The 18528-nt window shown below is 29.8% G+C and carries 14 protein-coding genes; 8 read left to right on the forward strand and 6 right to left on the reverse strand.

Features of this window, described 5'->3' with window-relative positions; all coding sequences use genetic code 11:
• Positions 1 to 2: 2 nt before the first annotated feature.
• Genes tssK through GOY08_RS02650 form a run of 3 tightly spaced genes read right to left on the reverse strand, consistent with a single transcriptional unit; the run spans position 3 to position 2646 of the window.
• Positions 3 to 1349, reverse strand: a complete 1347-nt coding sequence (gene tssK / locus GOY08_RS02640; RefSeq protein WP_158997012.1) for a type VI secretion system baseplate subunit TssK — start codon at positions 1347 to 1349, stop codon at positions 3 to 5.
• Positions 1350 to 1365: 16 nt separating this feature from the next.
• A complete protein-coding gene (locus tag GOY08_RS02645) occupies positions 1366 to 1944 on the reverse strand; it encodes a hypothetical protein (RefSeq protein WP_158997013.1) in 579 nt (192 codons plus the stop codon).
• A 3-nt stretch (positions 1945 to 1947) separates the two neighbouring features.
• Entirely contained in the window at positions 1948 to 2646 is a 699-nt protein-coding gene (locus tag GOY08_RS02650; RefSeq protein ID WP_158997014.1) for a hypothetical protein, read from the reverse strand.
• 386 nt (positions 2647 to 3032) lie between these two features.
• Here GOY08_RS02650 and GOY08_RS02655 point away from each other — a divergent pair, with 386 nt between their 5' ends.
• From GOY08_RS02655 to GOY08_RS02690, 8 genes are all read left to right on the forward strand, one after another.
• The gene (locus GOY08_RS02655; protein ID WP_158997015.1) at positions 3033 to 4871 is read left to right on the forward strand and encodes a sensor histidine kinase; all 1839 of its coding nucleotides are present in this window, start codon (positions 3033 to 3035) and stop codon (positions 4869 to 4871) included.
• A 12-nt stretch (positions 4872 to 4883) separates the two neighbouring features.
• A complete protein-coding gene (locus GOY08_RS02660) occupies positions 4884 to 6383 on the forward strand; it encodes a sigma-54-dependent transcriptional regulator (protein WP_158997016.1) in 1500 nt (499 codons plus the stop codon).
• Between the two features lie 111 nt (positions 6384 to 6494).
• Entirely contained in the window at positions 6495 to 7463 is a 969-nt protein-coding gene (locus GOY08_RS02665; protein ID WP_158997017.1) for a coproporphyrinogen III oxidase, read from the forward strand.
• A 6-nt stretch (positions 7464 to 7469) separates the two neighbouring features.
• The gene (locus GOY08_RS02670; protein ID WP_158997018.1) at positions 7470 to 9977 is read left to right on the forward strand and encodes a cytochrome c-type biogenesis CcmF C-terminal domain-containing protein; all 2508 of its coding nucleotides are present in this window, start codon (positions 7470 to 7472) and stop codon (positions 9975 to 9977) included.
• Positions 9971 to 11122, forward strand: coding sequence for a hypothetical protein (locus tag GOY08_RS02675; protein ID WP_158997019.1), 1152 nt, complete (start codon positions 9971 to 9973; stop codon positions 11120 to 11122). The genes GOY08_RS02670 and GOY08_RS02675 overlap by 7 nt, the downstream gene beginning before the upstream one ends.
• A gap of 104 nt (positions 11123 to 11226) precedes the next feature.
• Positions 11227 to 11559: a hypothetical protein gene (locus GOY08_RS02680; protein WP_158997020.1), complete on the forward strand. Its 333-nt coding sequence runs from the start codon at positions 11227 to 11229 to the stop codon at positions 11557 to 11559.
• A gap of 131 nt (positions 11560 to 11690) precedes the next feature.
• Positions 11691 to 13013 carry a hypothetical protein gene (locus GOY08_RS02685; protein ID WP_158997021.1) on the forward strand — a complete coding sequence of 441 codons (1323 nt, stop codon included), beginning with the start codon at positions 11691 to 11693 and terminating at the stop codon, positions 13011 to 13013.
• A gap of 83 nt (positions 13014 to 13096) precedes the next feature.
• Positions 13097 to 14377 (forward strand): hypothetical protein, encoded by a 1281-nt coding sequence (locus GOY08_RS02690; protein WP_158997022.1) that lies wholly within the window; start codon positions 13097 to 13099, stop codon positions 14375 to 14377.
• On the opposite strand, the gene GOY08_RS02695 is transcribed toward GOY08_RS02690, so the two are convergent.
• The 3 genes from GOY08_RS02695 to GOY08_RS02705 are packed head-to-tail and all read right to left on the reverse strand — an operon-like array spanning position 14378 to position 18468.
• Positions 14378 to 15433, reverse strand: coding sequence for an SIS domain-containing protein (locus GOY08_RS02695; RefSeq protein ID WP_158997023.1), 1056 nt, complete (start codon positions 15431 to 15433; stop codon positions 14378 to 14380).
• Positions 15434 to 15457: 24 nt separating this feature from the next.
• On the reverse strand, positions 15458 to 16522 hold the full coding sequence (sohB, locus tag GOY08_RS02700) for a protease SohB (protein WP_158997024.1): 1065 nt from the start codon (positions 16520 to 16522) through the stop codon (positions 15458 to 15460).
• Between the two features lie 20 nt (positions 16523 to 16542).
• Positions 16543 to 18468, reverse strand: coding sequence for a protein-disulfide reductase DsbD family protein (locus GOY08_RS02705; protein WP_158997025.1), 1926 nt, complete (start codon positions 18466 to 18468; stop codon positions 16543 to 16545).
• Positions 18469 to 18528 lie beyond the last annotated feature (60 nt).

Consider the following 18528-nt stretch of genomic DNA (forward strand, 5'->3'; position numbering starts at 1 on the left):
GTCTACTTCCTAGAATATAAAATGACTTCTTGCGGTTGATATTGAATATTTTCTTGCACGCTAGATGAAATAATTAAATTTATTTTATCTTTTTTTATGCCTTCAAGTTTAATATAAACTAAATACATACTTTTCTTAGGAATTAAAGAATCATATTTTTCAATGATAGTTCTAGATAGTCCTAAAGATTTTCTTTCAATAGTTGAATTATATAATTCTTCATCACATATTACAGCGGACTTTATCCAATTAGAGAAGTTATCATGTGATACACTATAATTCTTTTTAAATCCAAGGATAATATGAGTTTGGTTATCTACAGTATTTTCATTTGTAAATACTGTTGTTTGGAAACGTTTATCAACTTTTGATATTTTAGTAAGCTTGAATCCAGTAGGAATTTCACGTTCTAAAAACTCAATAATTAACTGTTGCAATTTTTGAAAGCTACTCATGATATTAAAGTGATCATAGTTAATTAATGACTTAGGTAATTCATCAATATCATTTGAAGTGATTGAACTATAAACATCATATAGAGCTAAATAGAGATGAAAGGGATGCATCTGTTCAGAGTAAACAAAGGCTTCAAACTTAGGTAGACAAAGTTTTAGATTTTTTAAGGATTCTTTTCTACTAAAGAATATACTTTTAAAATCATCATTTTCAAATTTATGAATATCTTCCATGATATCTTGAATTTTATATCTCAAAAGCATACAAATAGAATTACATATTTTCCATATTTCAGAAGAACTTGTTACCTTAGTGATGGGCGGAGTGAATAATTCAGTTTTATAAAAGCTATTCTCAACATAAACTTTCGCAATTGGTATAGCAAGATAATTAGATACAAGTTCATGCTCAAAAGCTAAAGATACATTTGGTTTTAAGCGAGGAATATAAATTTCATCTTCCCCTGTATTTTCATCTAATGAATATGCATCAATATTCACTGATTTATAACGGGAAAAAGTAGAATTTAAAATGTAATTATTTTTTTCATTTTTCGGAACACAAACAACTAATGTTAAAGGCTTTTTAATAAGAAGATCTTTGTATTTAGTTAAATCAAATTCAAGAGAAAATTTATCTTTAAAAGAATTAAAGTAATACTCTAAACCATCTTGAAAAATACATTCTAATTCTTCAATTTTTAAAAGACCATTAGTAAAAGTGTTTTCTTCATATCTAAGATTAATAATTCCAAAAGGGTAATATAAATTTTGATTCATAGAGAATTGAAAAATGTTTTCCACTCTACTAAATGCTTGTTGAAAATGCTGTGGTGAAAGTAACATACCATCATGCCACATTACTTTATCAGGAATATCTTTCAAACTTTTCATAATTAAATCCTTTTTATTATTTAAAGTTATAAGAAATAGAAGCAACACCTTCAATATTTGATGTATCACTTAGATTTTTATAATCCGACATAATGAGTTGATATCCTGCACCAATATTGAATTTAAAATTTTCAGAAATATTAACTTCAGCAGTTAGAACAGGTGTTAATGCCCAGAAATAAAGAACTATACTTTTATTTAATATTCCAGGTGTGGTATTTTCTCCGTACGCTTGACCAGCGCCACCATATATTTTTAATTTTGGATGTACTACTGATGATGCAAAAGGAATTACGGCTAAACTATTTCCGCAATACCAAAAGTTTTTAATTGTTTCGTTACTTTTTTCATCTATTGTAAAATTTTGAAAAGTATATGTACAAAATAATGAAGTTTGAAAATAGTGATTTAATTCAATACCTAATTCGGTAGTAGTTGGAAATATATTTTGCCCATTCATTTGTGTATAAGCCCCACTTTGGGAGGCAAAAATATGGAAACTATCTTTACTGTTATTTTGAGAAACTTCTGTAATTAGATTTTGCTGAATATATAAATCATTATCTTGGGGTATTTGATATGCATTAATTTCCATTTTTTACTCCGGATATTGGTTAAAGTTAAATCCAAATGTGAAATACTTTATTCTTGTATTTTTATAAGGATTTAATTTAATAGGTAATGAATTTAAATTGTTCTGTGTGCGAGTAAATAAAAATGCTCCTAATGCACTTGAATTTATATCTAGTAAATATTCAGAATAAGTAAGGTCAGGAGTAGTTTCAAAACGATAAATTTGCAGATCATTAGAAACTCTTAAGTTTTTATTGGCTTGGGATAAGGTGAACCAATCTTTAACTCGTGTTTCTTGTATTTGTTGATAAAGTTCTTGTTTATATACAATAACAATTTCACTTAATATAGACGTATTATTATTAGCATCTTTTTGGGTATAAATTTGCACTCCTGTTACTCTACCAAATATTCTGTCAAAAATATTTCCAGGCTTTTCTCTGGTCTGTAACGTTGAGCTATTCTGCTTTGGGTTTAATTCTTTCCCTTTTGGGTCATCATCTGAGCTAAAAAATTCATTGATAGATTTTGAAGTATCTTTCGCGGAATTAGCAGTACTAGTAGCAGAATCCACGCCAGTTTGAGCATTTTCGGCATTTGTCTTCAAATTTTCTAGTCCTGATGGGCTATCTTGCGCTAAGGCAGTATTAGAAAATGAAAGTCCTACTAGTGCAATGAGAGAGGTGCTTAAAGCAAGCGCAATTTTTTTTTTTGATTTTTTCACGGATCAAATAAACCTCTCTAATTAATAGAATAAATGCTAATAAGTGCTGTAATAAGTATTTATTTAAGCACTTGTGTAACGCTAACATATAAGCGTTATGTTTTACTATAATTACTTTAATTTTAATTTCAACAAAAATATGGTTGCAAAAAGAATTGACAAAAAGAACACCATTTTTGTATATATCAATAATATCAATATGTTATTAAAATATTAGAAAGACCTTCCTAGCATTCCAAAATATCAAAAAAATCCCTTGATACAAATAGCTAATCAAGTTACCTTTCTGCTGGAAGTTTGTTTTGCAAGTGTGATATGAATTTTAATGCTAAATATCCATGAAATTAAAGAACAAATTGCGTTAAATAATGTGGAGGCTGATTTTAATGGGCGAGCAATTTGTTAAAAAATCTAGAAAATTACAAAAATTTTATGCTCCTATTAAAAAATCATTAAAATTTAGCAAATCTAAAACTGTATACAGGTCCATATTATTTTGGATTTCCATCCTCTATGTTATTATTGGTGGCTTAAGTTTTTTAACAAAAAAGTATCGTGTTGATAGTTTTCTTGATTTTAATCAGGAATATTTGTTAAACATATCGTTACAACAGCAGAAAAAATTACTTCAACTAGTACTAAGTAACATGAAAATTGGTACTGATGATGATTTGTTTTCATTATCTAAAGAAATTTTTTTAAGTGAAGATAATTTTGTGTATATTTTTTATAATCCTATGAATAATAGTTTAATTACTCCTTATGGTTTTGATGAAAATCAAATAGTTAAAACTAATAATCTAAAAATAATATTTAATGATACAGAAAAATCCAATAAAAATGAATTATATTCAGCTAAAAATTTAGGATTAAATTCTTTATTTCCTAATTATTTCTTTGTTGCAAAAGTAGTAAATATTAATATTGATAAAAACTTATTGGTTTTAATTGGTTCTAGTAAATCTAGCTTTAAAATAATGAGTAATCAATTGCTTGCTAAAATGTTACATATTGATTTTATTGTGATCTTTGTATTTTTTGTATTATATTTACTGATAACCATTTTTGCTATAGCTCCTGTTTTTATCTTTATTAAAAAATTTAATCTTAATAACTTAAATTCATCTGTCTTTAAATTTAAAAATAAGTTTGAATTTAATCATATACGCTGGTTAAGAATAACATTATTAAAATCTTTAAGAAAACTTGAAAAATTTGAAGCTGAGAAAATTCAAATGCTAAATTCTTTAATTAAACATCAAAATGATATTAATAATGGAAAAATTGTTTCACAAATTGTTCATGATTTAAAAAGCCCTATTTCCGTTTTTGAAGAACTACTTCATGATAAGTCATTAATTAATAATGAGGAAATTTATAAAAGATCTAACATTGCATTGTTAAAAGTTTATTCTTTAATTGAAAATATTCGTGATCCCAAAAAAGAAAAAATTATTAATTTAAAAAATGATAATTTCGATTTTTCTAAAATTATTTCAGAAGTCAGTTGGTATGCAAAGAAGAAAGAAATAAAAATAAATTGTAAACCTAGTACACTAACTCCTATCATTTATTGTGATCATGTTAAGTTAGAAAGATGCATACAAAATTTATTAAGAAACGCTATATTTTATTGTCAAAGTTCTTGTTTTATTGAATGGAAAGTAACAGATAATAATGAACTATATATTGAAGTAATTGATGATGGTAAAGGTGTTTCAAACGAAATGATTGATAAAATGTTTGAATGGAGAATTACAAATAATAAATTAGAAGGCACAGGTTTGGGTCTTAGTTATGTTAAATTTGTTGCAGATATTCATCAAGGTAGAGTTTCTTATTTTAGAAGAAATAATTTAACTGTGTTTTCTTTTTTAATACCAAATGTTTTAACATATTTTTCTGAAAATACTTGTAAAGTAAAGTCTAATATGAATTGTAAAAATACTGAAAAACCTTTACGTAATAAGCTAATTTTAATTATTGAAAATCAAGAAGTTCTTAATATGTTGAAAAATATTAATTGGCCTGGAAATATTGAAGTAGATTTTACTTCACATTTAGAAAAATCATATGATTTATTAAATTGTTTTTGTATTTATACTGATACAAGTTCTGATGTAATAGAAAAGGCATTATCACAAGGTATTGCTGTAGTTTTACATAAAGACTATTATTCTGAACAACAAATATTAAAAAAAGTTATTCAATTTATTAAGAAGTAATGGTGGATAGTTATGCTTTATGATGAACTAAGTATTTTAATTGTAGAAGACAATAAAGAAGAGCTTGAGAAATATATGGCTTTTGCTCAGGGCTGTGGTTTGCATTCTTTTGGTGCTACTAACTTAGAGGACGCAAAAAATTCTTTAGCGATTAATGGATTCGACATCTTATTAACTGACATTCATTTAAAGAATTTAAAAGATCATAATATTGAAGATTCTGGTTTTGATTTAATTGAATATGCTTTAGAGTCACAGCCTCAACTTACTGTGTTAGCTATGTCACATGATTTAGATAAAACAATTTTTGATAAAGCTATTAAATTAGGTGTTACTCATTTTTTGAGAAAACCTATTTATAATTCAGATGAAATACTTATTTATATTAAACTTGCTTTACAAAAAAAGCATTCCACTAATTTAACTCAGCAAGAAAAAGTAAATGGCAATAAATTTCTTGATAATAATCCATATTTTAAAATTTATAAAAATGGAATAATTGTTTCAAATAAACACGATAAATTTTTAAGTGGAGTGGCAAAAAATAAAAAAATTCCATTAGTATTATATGGTGAAACAGGTACTGGTAAAGAAGAATTTGCAAAAATATTACATAAAAAAAGAGTAGAGTTAGAAGGAATGATTCCATTTGTCACAGTAAATTGTGCCTTACTTGATAATGATTTAACATCCTCACTTTTGTTTGGTCATAAAAAAGGAGCTTTTACAGGTGCGAATGAAACTACAAATGGTTATGTTGCAGCTGCAGATGGCGGCATTTTATTTTTAGATGAAATTCATACATTAGATCTCACTACACAAAGAAAACTATTACGAGTTTTGAATGATGGAAGTTACAATAGAGTTGGTGACATGCGCATGATCCATTCTTATTTTCAACTTGTTGTAGCAACTACGAAAGATTTGGATGAAGAAGTCGAAGAAGGAAGAATGCTTGCAGACTTTAAGTATAGAATTAGTGGCGCAGAAATAGTTCTTGATCCTCTTAGGGACAGACTTGAAGACATTCCTTTGTTTATTAGTGTATTTTTTAAACGTGAAAATATAGAAGTTTCCGATGATCTTATTTTGCAAATTAGTAGAATGTGTCAAAAATGTCTTTGGAAAGGTAATATTAGGCAGCTTTTTAGAGTTCTTCAAAGAATGCTTATTAATTCTCAATTGCATGAGGAAGAGCTCAATATAAATCATTTGGTGATTCCACATAAAGAACCTATGACTTTTAAATTTGAGCAATTAAAGTCACCTTCTTTGCAGAATCCTAATTTAGACTCTTTTCCAAAAGAATCTATAAGTGATGACTTAGCTGTTATCAAAATGCTTGAAAAAGCATTGCAAACTGATTCGCCTTTAAATGAAATTATAGATGAAATAGAAAAGCATATATTGATTAAAGCTATGAAAAGACATGATAGTATTGCTAAGGCGCATTTGGCTTTAGGTATTAGCAGGAATGCTATCGACGCAAAAAGAAAAAAATATAAAATATAAAAATATGACAATTTTACTCTGAATATTCCTCAGACAATTGCAATTGACCTGCTATCAGGTGTATCTCTTTGTTGGATTCGGTCAGGAATCCATGTGAAGGAGAATATACAAATGAGTGCTTTGCTTCGTGGTAAAGAGTTTTTAGAAAATAATCCAATTCTTCAACTCGATCAACTCTTATCCCATTCTCTATCAGATTCTAATAAAACTGATCCTATATGGGAGTTTTTTCCCGCAGAAAAAAGTGAATCGGTTTGCTTTCCAGCTGAGTTTATTCATTTACTAATATACGTTCGAAATCTAAATAAATTGCTGTTCAATTCTCTTGAAGGTGAAGAGCTTTGCACAATTAAATCTTGGGATGCTAGAAAACATAATCCAACTAGAAATCTTGATGGTGGTGGAGTTATGTCTATAATTAGAGCCAATCATCTTGAAAAATCAGCAGTGAATTTAAGCTGTGTTTGGGGAGAAAATTATCCTTCAACAGAATCCGAGTATGCAAATAAGCCCTTTGCGGCAGCTGGCGTGTCTCTAATCTCTCATCCTAGAAATCCTTTTGCTCCTATTATGCATATGAATATTAGGTGCTTAAAGGTTTTTGACAAGGACAATCCTGTGACTTGGATTGGTGGAGGAGCGGATTTAACTCCAATGTTACCTTTTGATGATGATACAAATTTATTTCATTCTGCAATGTCTGATGTGTGTGAAAGAAATAAACAGATAGCAGATTATCCAAAGTTCAAAAATTGGGCTAAGGACTATTTCTATATTCCACATAGAAAAGAAGAACGTGGTGTAGGGGGAATATTTTTTGATTATTTAAAAATTAAAAATAATATGGATTTTTCTCTGTTACTTGATGTTGGGCAATTTGCTGCTAGGGCTTACGCTGAAATACTGGGAAGAAGATTAGATACCCCCTATGATCAAGAGCTTATTGAGAAACATCACTTTTGGCGCGGAAGGTATGCAGAATTTAATTTAGTGTATGATCGTGGAACAAAATTTGGACTTATGTCAGGTGGAAATTATGAAGCAATTTTTTGTTCACTACCACCTCAAGTAAAGTGGTGATTTTATATGATTGAAGTTGGCTATTTTTCTTTTTGCCTTGCTTTTTTATTTTCTATTTATGGTTTGCTAATGGGTGGTTATTCATTATTTAAACCAAATATTGCTGTTATTTCAAGTGCGAGAAATGCATTAATATGTGTATTTTTTTGTGTTTTATTTTCTTCTTTAATCCTTTGGAACGCTATATTTTTTCATGATTTTTCAGTTAAATATGTTTATAAACATTCTTCCATTGATATGCCGCCTTTGTATTTGTTTACTTCATTCTGGAGTGCTCTTGAAGGCAGCCATTTACTCTGGACTCTTTTAATGAGCGCAATTGTTACTTTATCTCTTGTAACTGTGAAAAAAGAAAATAATTCTTATTTTCCTGCGCTATGTTTAGCATATGGTTGTTCCTTATTTTTTATGTTATTTTTGAATGTTACTTACTCAGCTCCCCTAGAAAGATTATTTCCTGCTGGAAAATTTGGCGAAGGGATGAATGCTCTTCTCCAGAACCCATATATGGCTATTCACCCACCAATGCTTTTTACGGGGTATTGTTTATTAATCGTGCCATTTGCTTATTCATTTGCAGCTTTAATTTATGGAAAATTTTCACCGCAGTGGATTTCAACAGTTAGAACCTGGAGCCTATATAGTTGGGCGGTTTTAACAATTGCAATTTTTTTGGGAGGAAAATGGGCCTATGTAGAATTAGGTTGGGGTGGTTACTGGGGATGGGATCCTGTTGAAAACAGTTCTTTTATGCCTTGGTTAGCACTGACAGCGGGTTTACATACCCTTCTTATTACCGATAAAACGGGTAGATTACCAAGATTACTACTATTTTTGAATATGTTAGCTTTTGCTTTAACATTTTTAGGTACCTTTATTACTCGATCTGGTGTTATCAGTAGTGTTCATTCTTTTGCTGAAAGTGAAATTGGTCCCGCTTATCTTATATGGGTTGTCTTTTTGTTAACTTTAACCACAGGTCTTGTTTTACTGAGAGGTTATCTGTTACCTGGTGCTGCAAAAGCAAATGATTGGCGTGTATCTAAAGAAAGTGCCTTGCTTTTTACCATATTCTTTTTTCTCTTTCTCCTAGCTTTGGTCTTTATTGGGACTATTTTACCTTTAGTGGTAGAGGCAACGCGTGGTATAAAAATATCTATACAACAGCCATTTTTTAATGCGTTTGCTCCTTGGATTGGTTTTGGTTTAGTACTGTTATTAGGAATTGGGAATTTATTTCGTTGGAAAAATGGGAAAATTCCAAATCCAATCTATTGTTTATTGTTACCATTTATTTTGGCAGGTGCTTTAACATATTTCATTAAATTAGAACATGCATTGGATTTTAAAAACACAATTGCCTTTCAAATTATAATTTGGACATCTTTAGTACTAATAATGGATTTAATTTATAAATTAAAAGCTTTAAGGTGGAACACTAAATTATTTATTATTTATAACAGACCTTATCTTGGATCTATTATTATTCATTTAGGATTTTTATGTGCAATTGCTGGTTTTATTGGTAACTACCGAGGTGTATCAGCTGAAGTAAATTTAAAATTACATGAATCAACAGAATTCAATGGATATATTTTAAAAAATGAAGGATTGGGATATAACCGTGAGTATAATGCGCAGTACGTCATAAATAAAATAAAAGCTGTTAAACAAGATTCAAAAGAAGAAGTTTTCATTTTACCTATGCGGAGTAAATTTACAAATAATGAACAGTGGTTTAATGAAATAGGAATTCATTCTACAATTTGGCATGATCTTTATATTGTTTTGGCATCTTTTGATATTAATTCTCAATCTGTGTCTTTAAAAATTAATTGGAATCCTACTGTAAAATTAGTATGGACAAGTTTATTAATTATGATACTTGGAGCTGCCATTGCTGTTTCACACAAAATTAGAAAAAGATCATTAGAAATTGATGAAAATGGAACTATAAAAGATACTAATGTTGACGATTATTTAGCTTTAATTTTATCTAGTAATAATAGCAAATCTTCTTCTAAAATAAGTTCTAGTATGTTAATAATTTTTATTATTTCGCTATTTTCTTTTGGATTGTCAGGATCGGTTTTCGCTCAATCTGAGCCTAAATTAGTTCCTGTTTTGCAGCTAGATCCAAAACTAGTAGATGTAGCACAAGAGTTAAGATGTCCAACTTGTATAGGAATGAGTGTACTAGAAAGTGATACTTTGCAAAGTGTTGCAATGCGCACTGAAATTGAAAAGCAATTAACGGAAGGCAAAAATAAAGAGCAAATTATTGACTACTTCAAAAAAGCTTATGGCCCATGGATTTTAAGAGAACCAGATTCAAAATCTTCTTTAGGGTTTCTTATTTGGTTAATTCCTGTATTAGGAATTATTTTAGGTCCATTATTTATTATTTTTTGTCTAAAAAGAGCAAGAAATAAGATGCATATAGAAAACGAGAAATTATTGCAAGAAATTAAAAAGTTTGTGAAAATAAAAAAGGAAGAAATTGGAAAATGTTGATAAATCTAATAATTTGTATTACTTTAGCCATTCCTTTAATCTTTTTTGTTTTATATCCTATGCTAAGTAATTTTGGGAACAAAGATATATTAAAAAGAAGCTTTGTTTTTCAAAATGAAACTGAATTAAAAAATATATTGATTTTAAGAAATGCATTATTTCAAAAATTAATATATGGAGAATCCGAATTAAAAGAAGTTAATATCCTAAGTGATGGAGAAATTTATCAAAGTTTACTTGTGATATGCACTAAATTTGTAGATGAAGAATTGCCAATATTTCCTAATGAAATTAAAAAACCAGTAAACATCCAAGAAAATGGAAATATAAAAAAAGATTTGTTGCTTTTACTTGCCGTTGTGTTTGGATTTATTTTTTTATTTTGTAATATGCTTTCTTTAAAAGCCTATGCCACAGAAAAAGAAAAAAATGAGAATATTCCTGCAGATGTTGTCATTCCTCCTCCTACAATTTTGGATAAAACTGGATTTTGGTTACCATCTGTAAATCAATACATTTTAATGCCAGCAATGGGTGAAGTAAAAGTATATTACGTTGGGATGTTTACCAATATTTTTCAAGCAAAAGGAACATTATTGTTACTGCCATTACCAAAAGGTTTTACTGATTTAAAAGTTATTGGAGCTAGAAATGCTACACTTGAAAAAAATGGGGAACAGGAAAATCCTGTTTTAAATCTTGAATTGACTGAAGGTGTAAATCAAATCAGCGCAGAGTTTTCTCTACCAGCTTCATTGGGGACTGCTAAATGGCAAGCGGCAAATTTACAAACTTTACCTGGTGTTACTATTTTTATGATGCCGGAGCACAATGCTGCTTTGCGAAATTTACTGTCAAATTTTTTTCTAACACCAAATGTTTGGCCACCAAGAATTGAAAACATTCAACCTCAATTTCGTTCTATATTAGGATCAGATCCTCTTGACCTTTCAAATTCCAAATTAAAAGATCCTAACCAATTGTCACGCCAGCTTGTGCGAGTTGGAGATAAATTTGCAACATTTCCTAATTTTGAAATTAATGGTGTGATTCCTAGTCGTTCATATATTTATCTGACTATTTTATTTTTTGCTTTTTTTCTTTTTGCAGTTACAGCCTTCTCAATTTTTAAAACGTCAAAATAATTTGTGTAGTTACATTTTATAAGAAAAAAAAACTGGAACTCTTCTTGCTCCTCTAGCTTCTCCTAGCTAAGATATAATTGAGTTTGATAAGGAGGTTTTTTTTTATGATTTTAAATAGTGAGTCTGTAGAATTAATACGCATAAATGCAATTCGGTTAGCTAGCTCTATTCGTAGTAAAGATGATTTGGTTGATCTTGCGACAGCTAGTTCTTTTGAGCAAGTTTTTTCAGCTATCGAAACCATTCTAACAAATACGGAAATGTATTTTGATGATGATTTGCTTATACAACTTGATGTTCAAACATGGCAAAGTTTTAAGGCAGTTCTGCTTGTCTACACATTAAATGTGGTAAATCGCCAAATTTATCTTGCACGTGAGTCAAGTTTTTCACACCAACAAGGCCGCGATTTTGGTGCAAGTACAACAAATCTTTAATTTATTCTTTAGCTCGCTTGCACAATTCAATTTCCTCAAATATGATGTAATGGTATTTAATTAAAGTCTGTTTCGTTAGTTATAGTTAATATAGTCAACAGTTTTTGTTGTTACTTTATTGGAGGCTCTACATGAACCGTCTACTTAAGACTACGTCACTTCTTGCTTTAGTTTCTGCTCCGTTTTGTGCAAATGCGCAGTCCCCGACTGATTTTTCCAATTTTTCTCCTAGGCTAAAGTTACAAAGCCGTTATTCTTTGTACGATACTTATCGTAATAATGAAAGCGACTTGATAACGAACACAGCTCGCTTCGGTCTAAATTATCGTTATAAAAATGTGATGGGTGTTTTAGAAGTTCAAGCTGGTTCTCCATCAGATGCTTACACACAATCAAGTAAAGCAAATACAACAACGGGTGGTACTACTTCTAATGGTTCCCAAAACTTGTTTCAAGTTAGAAGAGCCTACATAGGTTTAGATCTTGTAGCTATGGAACCCGCTACTGTTTCTTTAATGATAGGTCGCTATCGTTTTCTGGCTTCACAAGTGTATGCACCAGATGCAATCACACAAATTTTAGCAACAAACCTCGACAACGTTTCCAGCTCCACTAGCTCCGATGGACTTATAGTTAAATATGTTGGTAAGTTTGATTTTGGTAAAGTTAGCGCTGAATATGGTGTTGTAAATAACATTGCCGTAGCAAAATATGCTACAGGTTCAGGATGGTTTACTAATACTTCCATTGTTGCCGGAGATAACTCATTTAGTGCGGCTCCAAAAACTCAATCCCGTGGTATGCAAGGCGTCTTAACAGGTGACATCAACGTTGGTGACGGTATTGTTGAAGCACGCTTTGGATACGGCATGCAAAATGGTGCAGTGACTTCAGTAACTGCAAATACTTATGTCAATCAAGATGTTACTAACCTAGAAGCGTCAGTTGGTTATAACTATATGCAGGGACAAATCAGGGGTGGTGTTTGGTACCAAGCTGTTACTTTAGCTAAAGCTCAATCTGGTGCCATCGTTGGAGTAAACAACGTTCCTGTTTATACAACAGCAACTTCACCAACAGCAGACCAAGATTCGCAAAATATATCAACAATTGGCGTGGGTGTTACAGGAAATTCTAAATTATTTGGAATTACTGGTTTACTTGCAGATGGCGATGCCTTTACTTATGGCATAGGTTATCAAAATGTAAACGGACAAGAAGCAAGCGGTGGTGGAACTGTTAGTGGTCTAGCAACTGGCGTAACCGCATTTTCAAATCAATCCTTGCAAATTAGTCAATACAATGTTGGACTTGGCTATAATCAAGGAGTTTTCAATCTTGAGTTGAACTATGCAATGTCAACTGCAAATTATGAAATTTATACTGACAACAGTGGAGTTCAGAATCAAAAATCAGCAAGTCTAGTGTATCTTGTTGGTACAATTTCACTATAAAATGTTGTTTTTTTTATTTTGATTATAGGTGCTGATTTAATTTAGCACCTATTTTTTTTTAAAGCTTTCAAAGAAAAGAGAAAATGCTAAAAAAAACTTTCTTCTTTTTCCTATTGAGTCATGTTTTAAATTTGGCTGCTAAAGCAAATAGTGAACAGCAAGTTTTTAAACCATTTATCCGTATTCAATCTCGCTATAGTATTTATGATAGTTATAGAAATAATCAGTCAGATACAATAAATTCTTTAGGACTTGGTATACAATATCAGGCTAAAAATATTTTTGCTGCTTTTAATTGCCAAGTCGGATTGCCTGCAGACCCTTATTCAAGTCAAATCAATACAAACCCATCAAAAACAAATGGCTCACAAAATTTATTGTCAATAAGACGTGCCTTTGTGGGTGTGAGTGGGATTAATTATCAGAAGAATTCATTATCTCTTATTATTGGAAGATACAGAGTAACAGGGCCAGTTTTATATACTCCCGATGCGCTTGATTATGTATTAGCTACAAATTTAACTTTGCATTCTACTTTAGTTGGTTCAGATGGAATTTTTCTAAATTTTTCTGGTGATTATGATACTTGGAAATTTAGCAGTGAATTTGGGTTTGTAAATTCAATTCAGATAGCTCAAATTAGAACAGGTGGAAATTGGTTTTTTAACCCCCAAATTGTGAATAATGCTGACACAACTTTTGGTCCTGCGCCGAATACACAATCTAGAGCTTATATAGGAAGTATAGGAAATGATATTTCAATCTCTGATGGCATTCTTGAATTAAGAGCTTTATATGGTACACAACAATCTGCAGTTACTAAAGTTTCAGGAGATACAAATTATTCTGCACGAGATGTCTCTGATTTTGAGAGTTCAATTTCATATAATTATCAATCTGGGATAATATCAGGAGGTGTTTGGTTTCAATCTGTTTATTTAGGACAAAGTAAAACAGGAATTAAGTCAGCAAGCAATCAAGTCAATTATTCAAATTCTGCCAATGATGATTCTCAGACAATAAATACTTCTGGTTTAAGTTTTATTATTAATAGTAGACTTTTTAATTTTGGAGATTTTCTTGAGAAAGAAGATTCATTTTACCTTACATTAGCTTATCAAAAAATTTCTGGTCTTCTAGTATCTGGAGGAGGAGCTTCAACAGGAGTTACTAATTTTTCTAATCAATCTTTGAATAATGATATCATAAATGCAGGATTGGGATATAAGCAAGAAGCATTTTCTCTGGAAATAGATTACTTATATGCAAAAGCTAATTATGAAATTTACACAAATAATAATGGCATTCAAAATCAAAAAAATGCAAGCATTATTTACTTAATTGGGACTTTATTGCTTCAATAATTATAAAGTATTAGTTACTTTATTTAAGTTTTTTGGTGCATCTGGATTTCTTCCTAGACTTTTTGCAAATAATGCAGAAAATTTATAAAACTTATGAATAAATAAAATACTATTTGCTATTGGATGGATTGAATTTCCTATGCTAATGACTGGAATATTAAAAAATAAAGTTTCATTTTCTTTTAAAATTTCATTTGTGCTCATGATAAAAATATTAGCTTCTTTTTTAATTAAATTTTCAATTAAGAGAAGCATATTGGGTAAAGTTTCATCTTTATTTAAAAAAACTATTACAGGAAAATTTTTATTAATTAATTCAAATGGACCGTGCATTACCTCTGCGCCACTAAACGCTTCAGCATGGATTCCACTAGTTTCTTTTAATTTTAGAGCCGCTTCCATTGCGATTGGAAAAGTATAACCTCTTCCTAATACAAGAAAATTTTTTGCATTTTTAAAATTTTCAATTGGAAATTCATCTTTATCATTAGCAATTTGCATTAATCTTTGACTTATAATTTTTAAACAATCTATATTTATAGTAATTTTGGGGTTTAAATAATATGCTAATTGAATAATTCTAACTAAGCTAGCAATAAAACTTTTCGTAGCAGCAACAGAATATTCTTTGCCCGCCAGTAAAGGAATATTAAATTTACTTTGATCTGCAAGAGGTGAATTATTTTCATTAATAAAGGAAACAGTAACTGCTCCGTTTTGCTTTGCATATTTCATTGATTCAACTAAATCAAAGCTTTTTCCAGATTGCGAAATGCCAAGAACTAAAGAATTTTTATAATTTATATTTTTTTGATATATTGTGTGTATTGATGGTGCTATAGAAGCCGTTGCTATTTCCAATTGCGTTTCAAAAACATATTTTGCAAATGTTGCAGCGTGATCAGAACTACCTCTGGCTATAGTAGCAATAAAATGAAGATCTATATTTTTTAATTCTGATATTAATGGTGAAAAAACAGATTCTGAGTTAAGAATCAAATTATTAATGATACTAAGAGTTTCGTTTGTTTCTTTTTCCATTAATGTTGTATGCATTTAGGTATTTTCCTATCAATATGATTACATTAATAAAGGATATTTATTTTCTTCCTTTTCAATATTTTTTGCCAAAAAGATTTGGAGTAAACTTTGTGCTGTTCCTGCTAATTTATCTTTAAAAGACTCTTTTTTAGGAGTAAAAATATGATATATTTCATAATCTTTGCTTAAATTTAAAAGATAGTCATCACTAGTTTTTAACTCATCTACTAAATTTAATTCTATTGCTTTTACACCAAACCAGTACTCGCCAGTAGCTACTTTAGCAATATCAATTTGGCTTCTATATTTAGATACATGATCTTTAAAAAGCTCGTGTACTTCTTCTATTTGTTCTTGAAACTTGGCTTTTTTCTTTTCCGTTATTTCACCAAACGGAGTTAAAGTTCTTTTGTATTCACCAGCAGTCATTTCTAAATATTCAATATTATTCTTGTGGAGTAACTTATTTAAATTAGGTAAGGAAGCAATTACGCCTATAGAACCTAAAATAGCGAAAGGTGCTGCGATAATTTTATTTGCTAAACATGCCATCATGTAACCACCACTTGCTGCAACTTTATCGACACAAATTGTAAGGGGGATGTTTTTTTCTTTTATTCTTGCAAGTTGTGAAGAAGCTAATCCATAAGCATGCACCATCCCTCCAGGGCTTTCAAGACGTATAACAATCTCATCTTTTGGTAGAGCTGTTTGTAAAATTGCTGTTATTTGCTCCCGAAAAGTAGTGACCGCACTTGCTGCAACATCTCCATTGAAATCTAAGACGTAAACTTTTTTAGGTAATGGTAAATTTTTTTGTTCTTCTTTTTCTTTTTTCTTTGCTTGATTTTTTTCTTTAAGAAGCTGTTTTTCATTTTTTATGTAAGTTTTGTATTCAGTCTCATCCCAAATTTCTTTTAATATTTTTTCTTTATTTTCTTTATATGTTTCATTTATTTTTTTGATTTCAATTTTAATTCCTTGACCTAGTTTTTTCTTCCGTAAACTTATTAATATTAAAAAACCAAAAAAAACTAAAAATAAACCAATCACTCCTAAAGCTGCCAGTGATAATTGAAACCAAGAAAACAAAGACTGTGACATAGAAATGGCTCCTCAGAGTTTTAATTAATAAGATTCATAGCAGTATTCATAAGTTTTCCTGCAGAGGCGTAACCTTGTAATAGAATAGTTGGTTTAGCCGCAAAATCGCTATTTGCTTTAAAATATGCAATAGCTGGCAAACCATTAATTTGCCATCTATTCACAAGAATTTGAATATCATCTGGCAAATTTGTGTAATCAAGTTTTACGACAATAAAATTTTGCTGGAGAAATTCAATCAGTTTTGGATCTTGCCAAGATGTTTCTTCCATTTCAAGACATGCTGTGCACCAGTCTGCCCAAATATCAATTAATATTGGTTTATTTTCCGCTTTAGCAATATCAACAGCATTTTGAAAATCATTTAACCATGTTAATTTATTTCCTGGTAGATTTTTTGCAACATTTATTTCATTTCTTTTTATATGAAAACTATTTGTTGTGTATAAAGTAACCCAAAGCGCTAAAAAACAAGTTGTTAAGATAAGACCAAGTTTGGAAATAAAGCCTAATAAATTATTTTTTATAGTGAATAATGTAAATATGGATGCACTAAGTAGTAAGATAGCAATGGTAAGAAATGCTGGTTTTAAATAGATATCTTGTAAATAGGGTATTTTTTGCAAATAAATTCTTAAATAATATAATGCTAATGCAAACATAAGTGCGGCAAAAAATATTTTAATAAAATTAACAAGACGTGGAAATTTTGGAACTTTTGTGAGTCCTTGACCAAAATAACCAAGAGCTACATACGGAAGACCAAATCCAAATGCAAAGAAAAACATATATGTAAATCCTACAATAGGATTTTTATTTTGCGCAATTAAAATTAAAATAGTGCTTAGCACTGGTCCCGTGCATGGTGCTGAGATTAATCCAGATACTGAACCCATTGTTAAAACGGCTATCTTCGGATAATTTTGGGAAAGAGGAATTTTATTTCCAAAAGATTGGAGACCGCTTAAATTAAACACTCCAAGCATAGATAGGCCTAGAATGAACATGATGATAGCAATAACGACATTAAATATAGGATTTGCTAATTGCGAACCAAAAATACTTCCTGATAAAGCTGCAAAAACACCAAGTAGTGAATAAGTCAGAATCATTCCAAGAACATAATATAAAGGTAAGAAACCTTTTTTCCTTTTTTCTTTATTAGTAGAAAACTGGGACATGACATTTAACGTAATTGGTATCATTGGATATACACAAGGTGTAAGATTCATTAGGAGACCTGCTAGTAATAAAGCTGGAAATAAAATCCAGCTTCCTTTGCTAATGGCATCCTGTATTTTAATTGCTAAATTATCGTTTAAAAGAGTAATTTTATCGCTAGTATTAATTTCATTTGAATTTTTTTCTGTATTGATTTCATTTAATGGCTGAGAAACACCTGATTGAGGTGAATTAAAAGAAAAATTATCTTTGAATAATGTTGATATACTTCCAACTTTTAAATTAATTTGTAACTTTGCAGGAACTAGACAAACCGCGTTTGAACATGATTGAACATTGATTTCCAATGTATCATTTATTCCAAAGTGTGCTTTAGATTTAATTGTAAATAAAGTTTTATTTTTGAATATTTTTTTCTCTGTTTTAAAAAAGGGATCTTGGTAAATTTCAGGAGATTTATCTGATTCATATTTTAATTCCATTGGAAGCTGCTGAGAAATATGAAGATTAAATTTTAATTTATCTTGATATATTTTAAAATCATCTTTAGTTGAGAGAGATAAAATAATTGTGGGTTCTTGCCCTAGCACAATTTTTTTAACTTCAAACTTAATTACATTTTCAACTTTAACTTGTTGATCAAATTGAGAAGAAGTAAATTCTTCACTGAAATAAAAAGACTCAGCATATGTTGGTATTGTGATAAAAGACAGAATTTTGAAAACACAAATAAATTTAACTAAAAAAGCAGGGACTATTTTCACCTTTAACCTCAAATTCTAAACATAAATTGACCTGTTGCCTTTGCATCGGTAAATTGACCG

The sequence above is a fragment of the Pigmentibacter ruber genome, assembly GCF_009792895.1.
GTDB classification, from domain to species: domain Bacteria; phylum Bdellovibrionota_B; class Oligoflexia; order Silvanigrellales; family Silvanigrellaceae; genus Silvanigrella; species Silvanigrella rubra.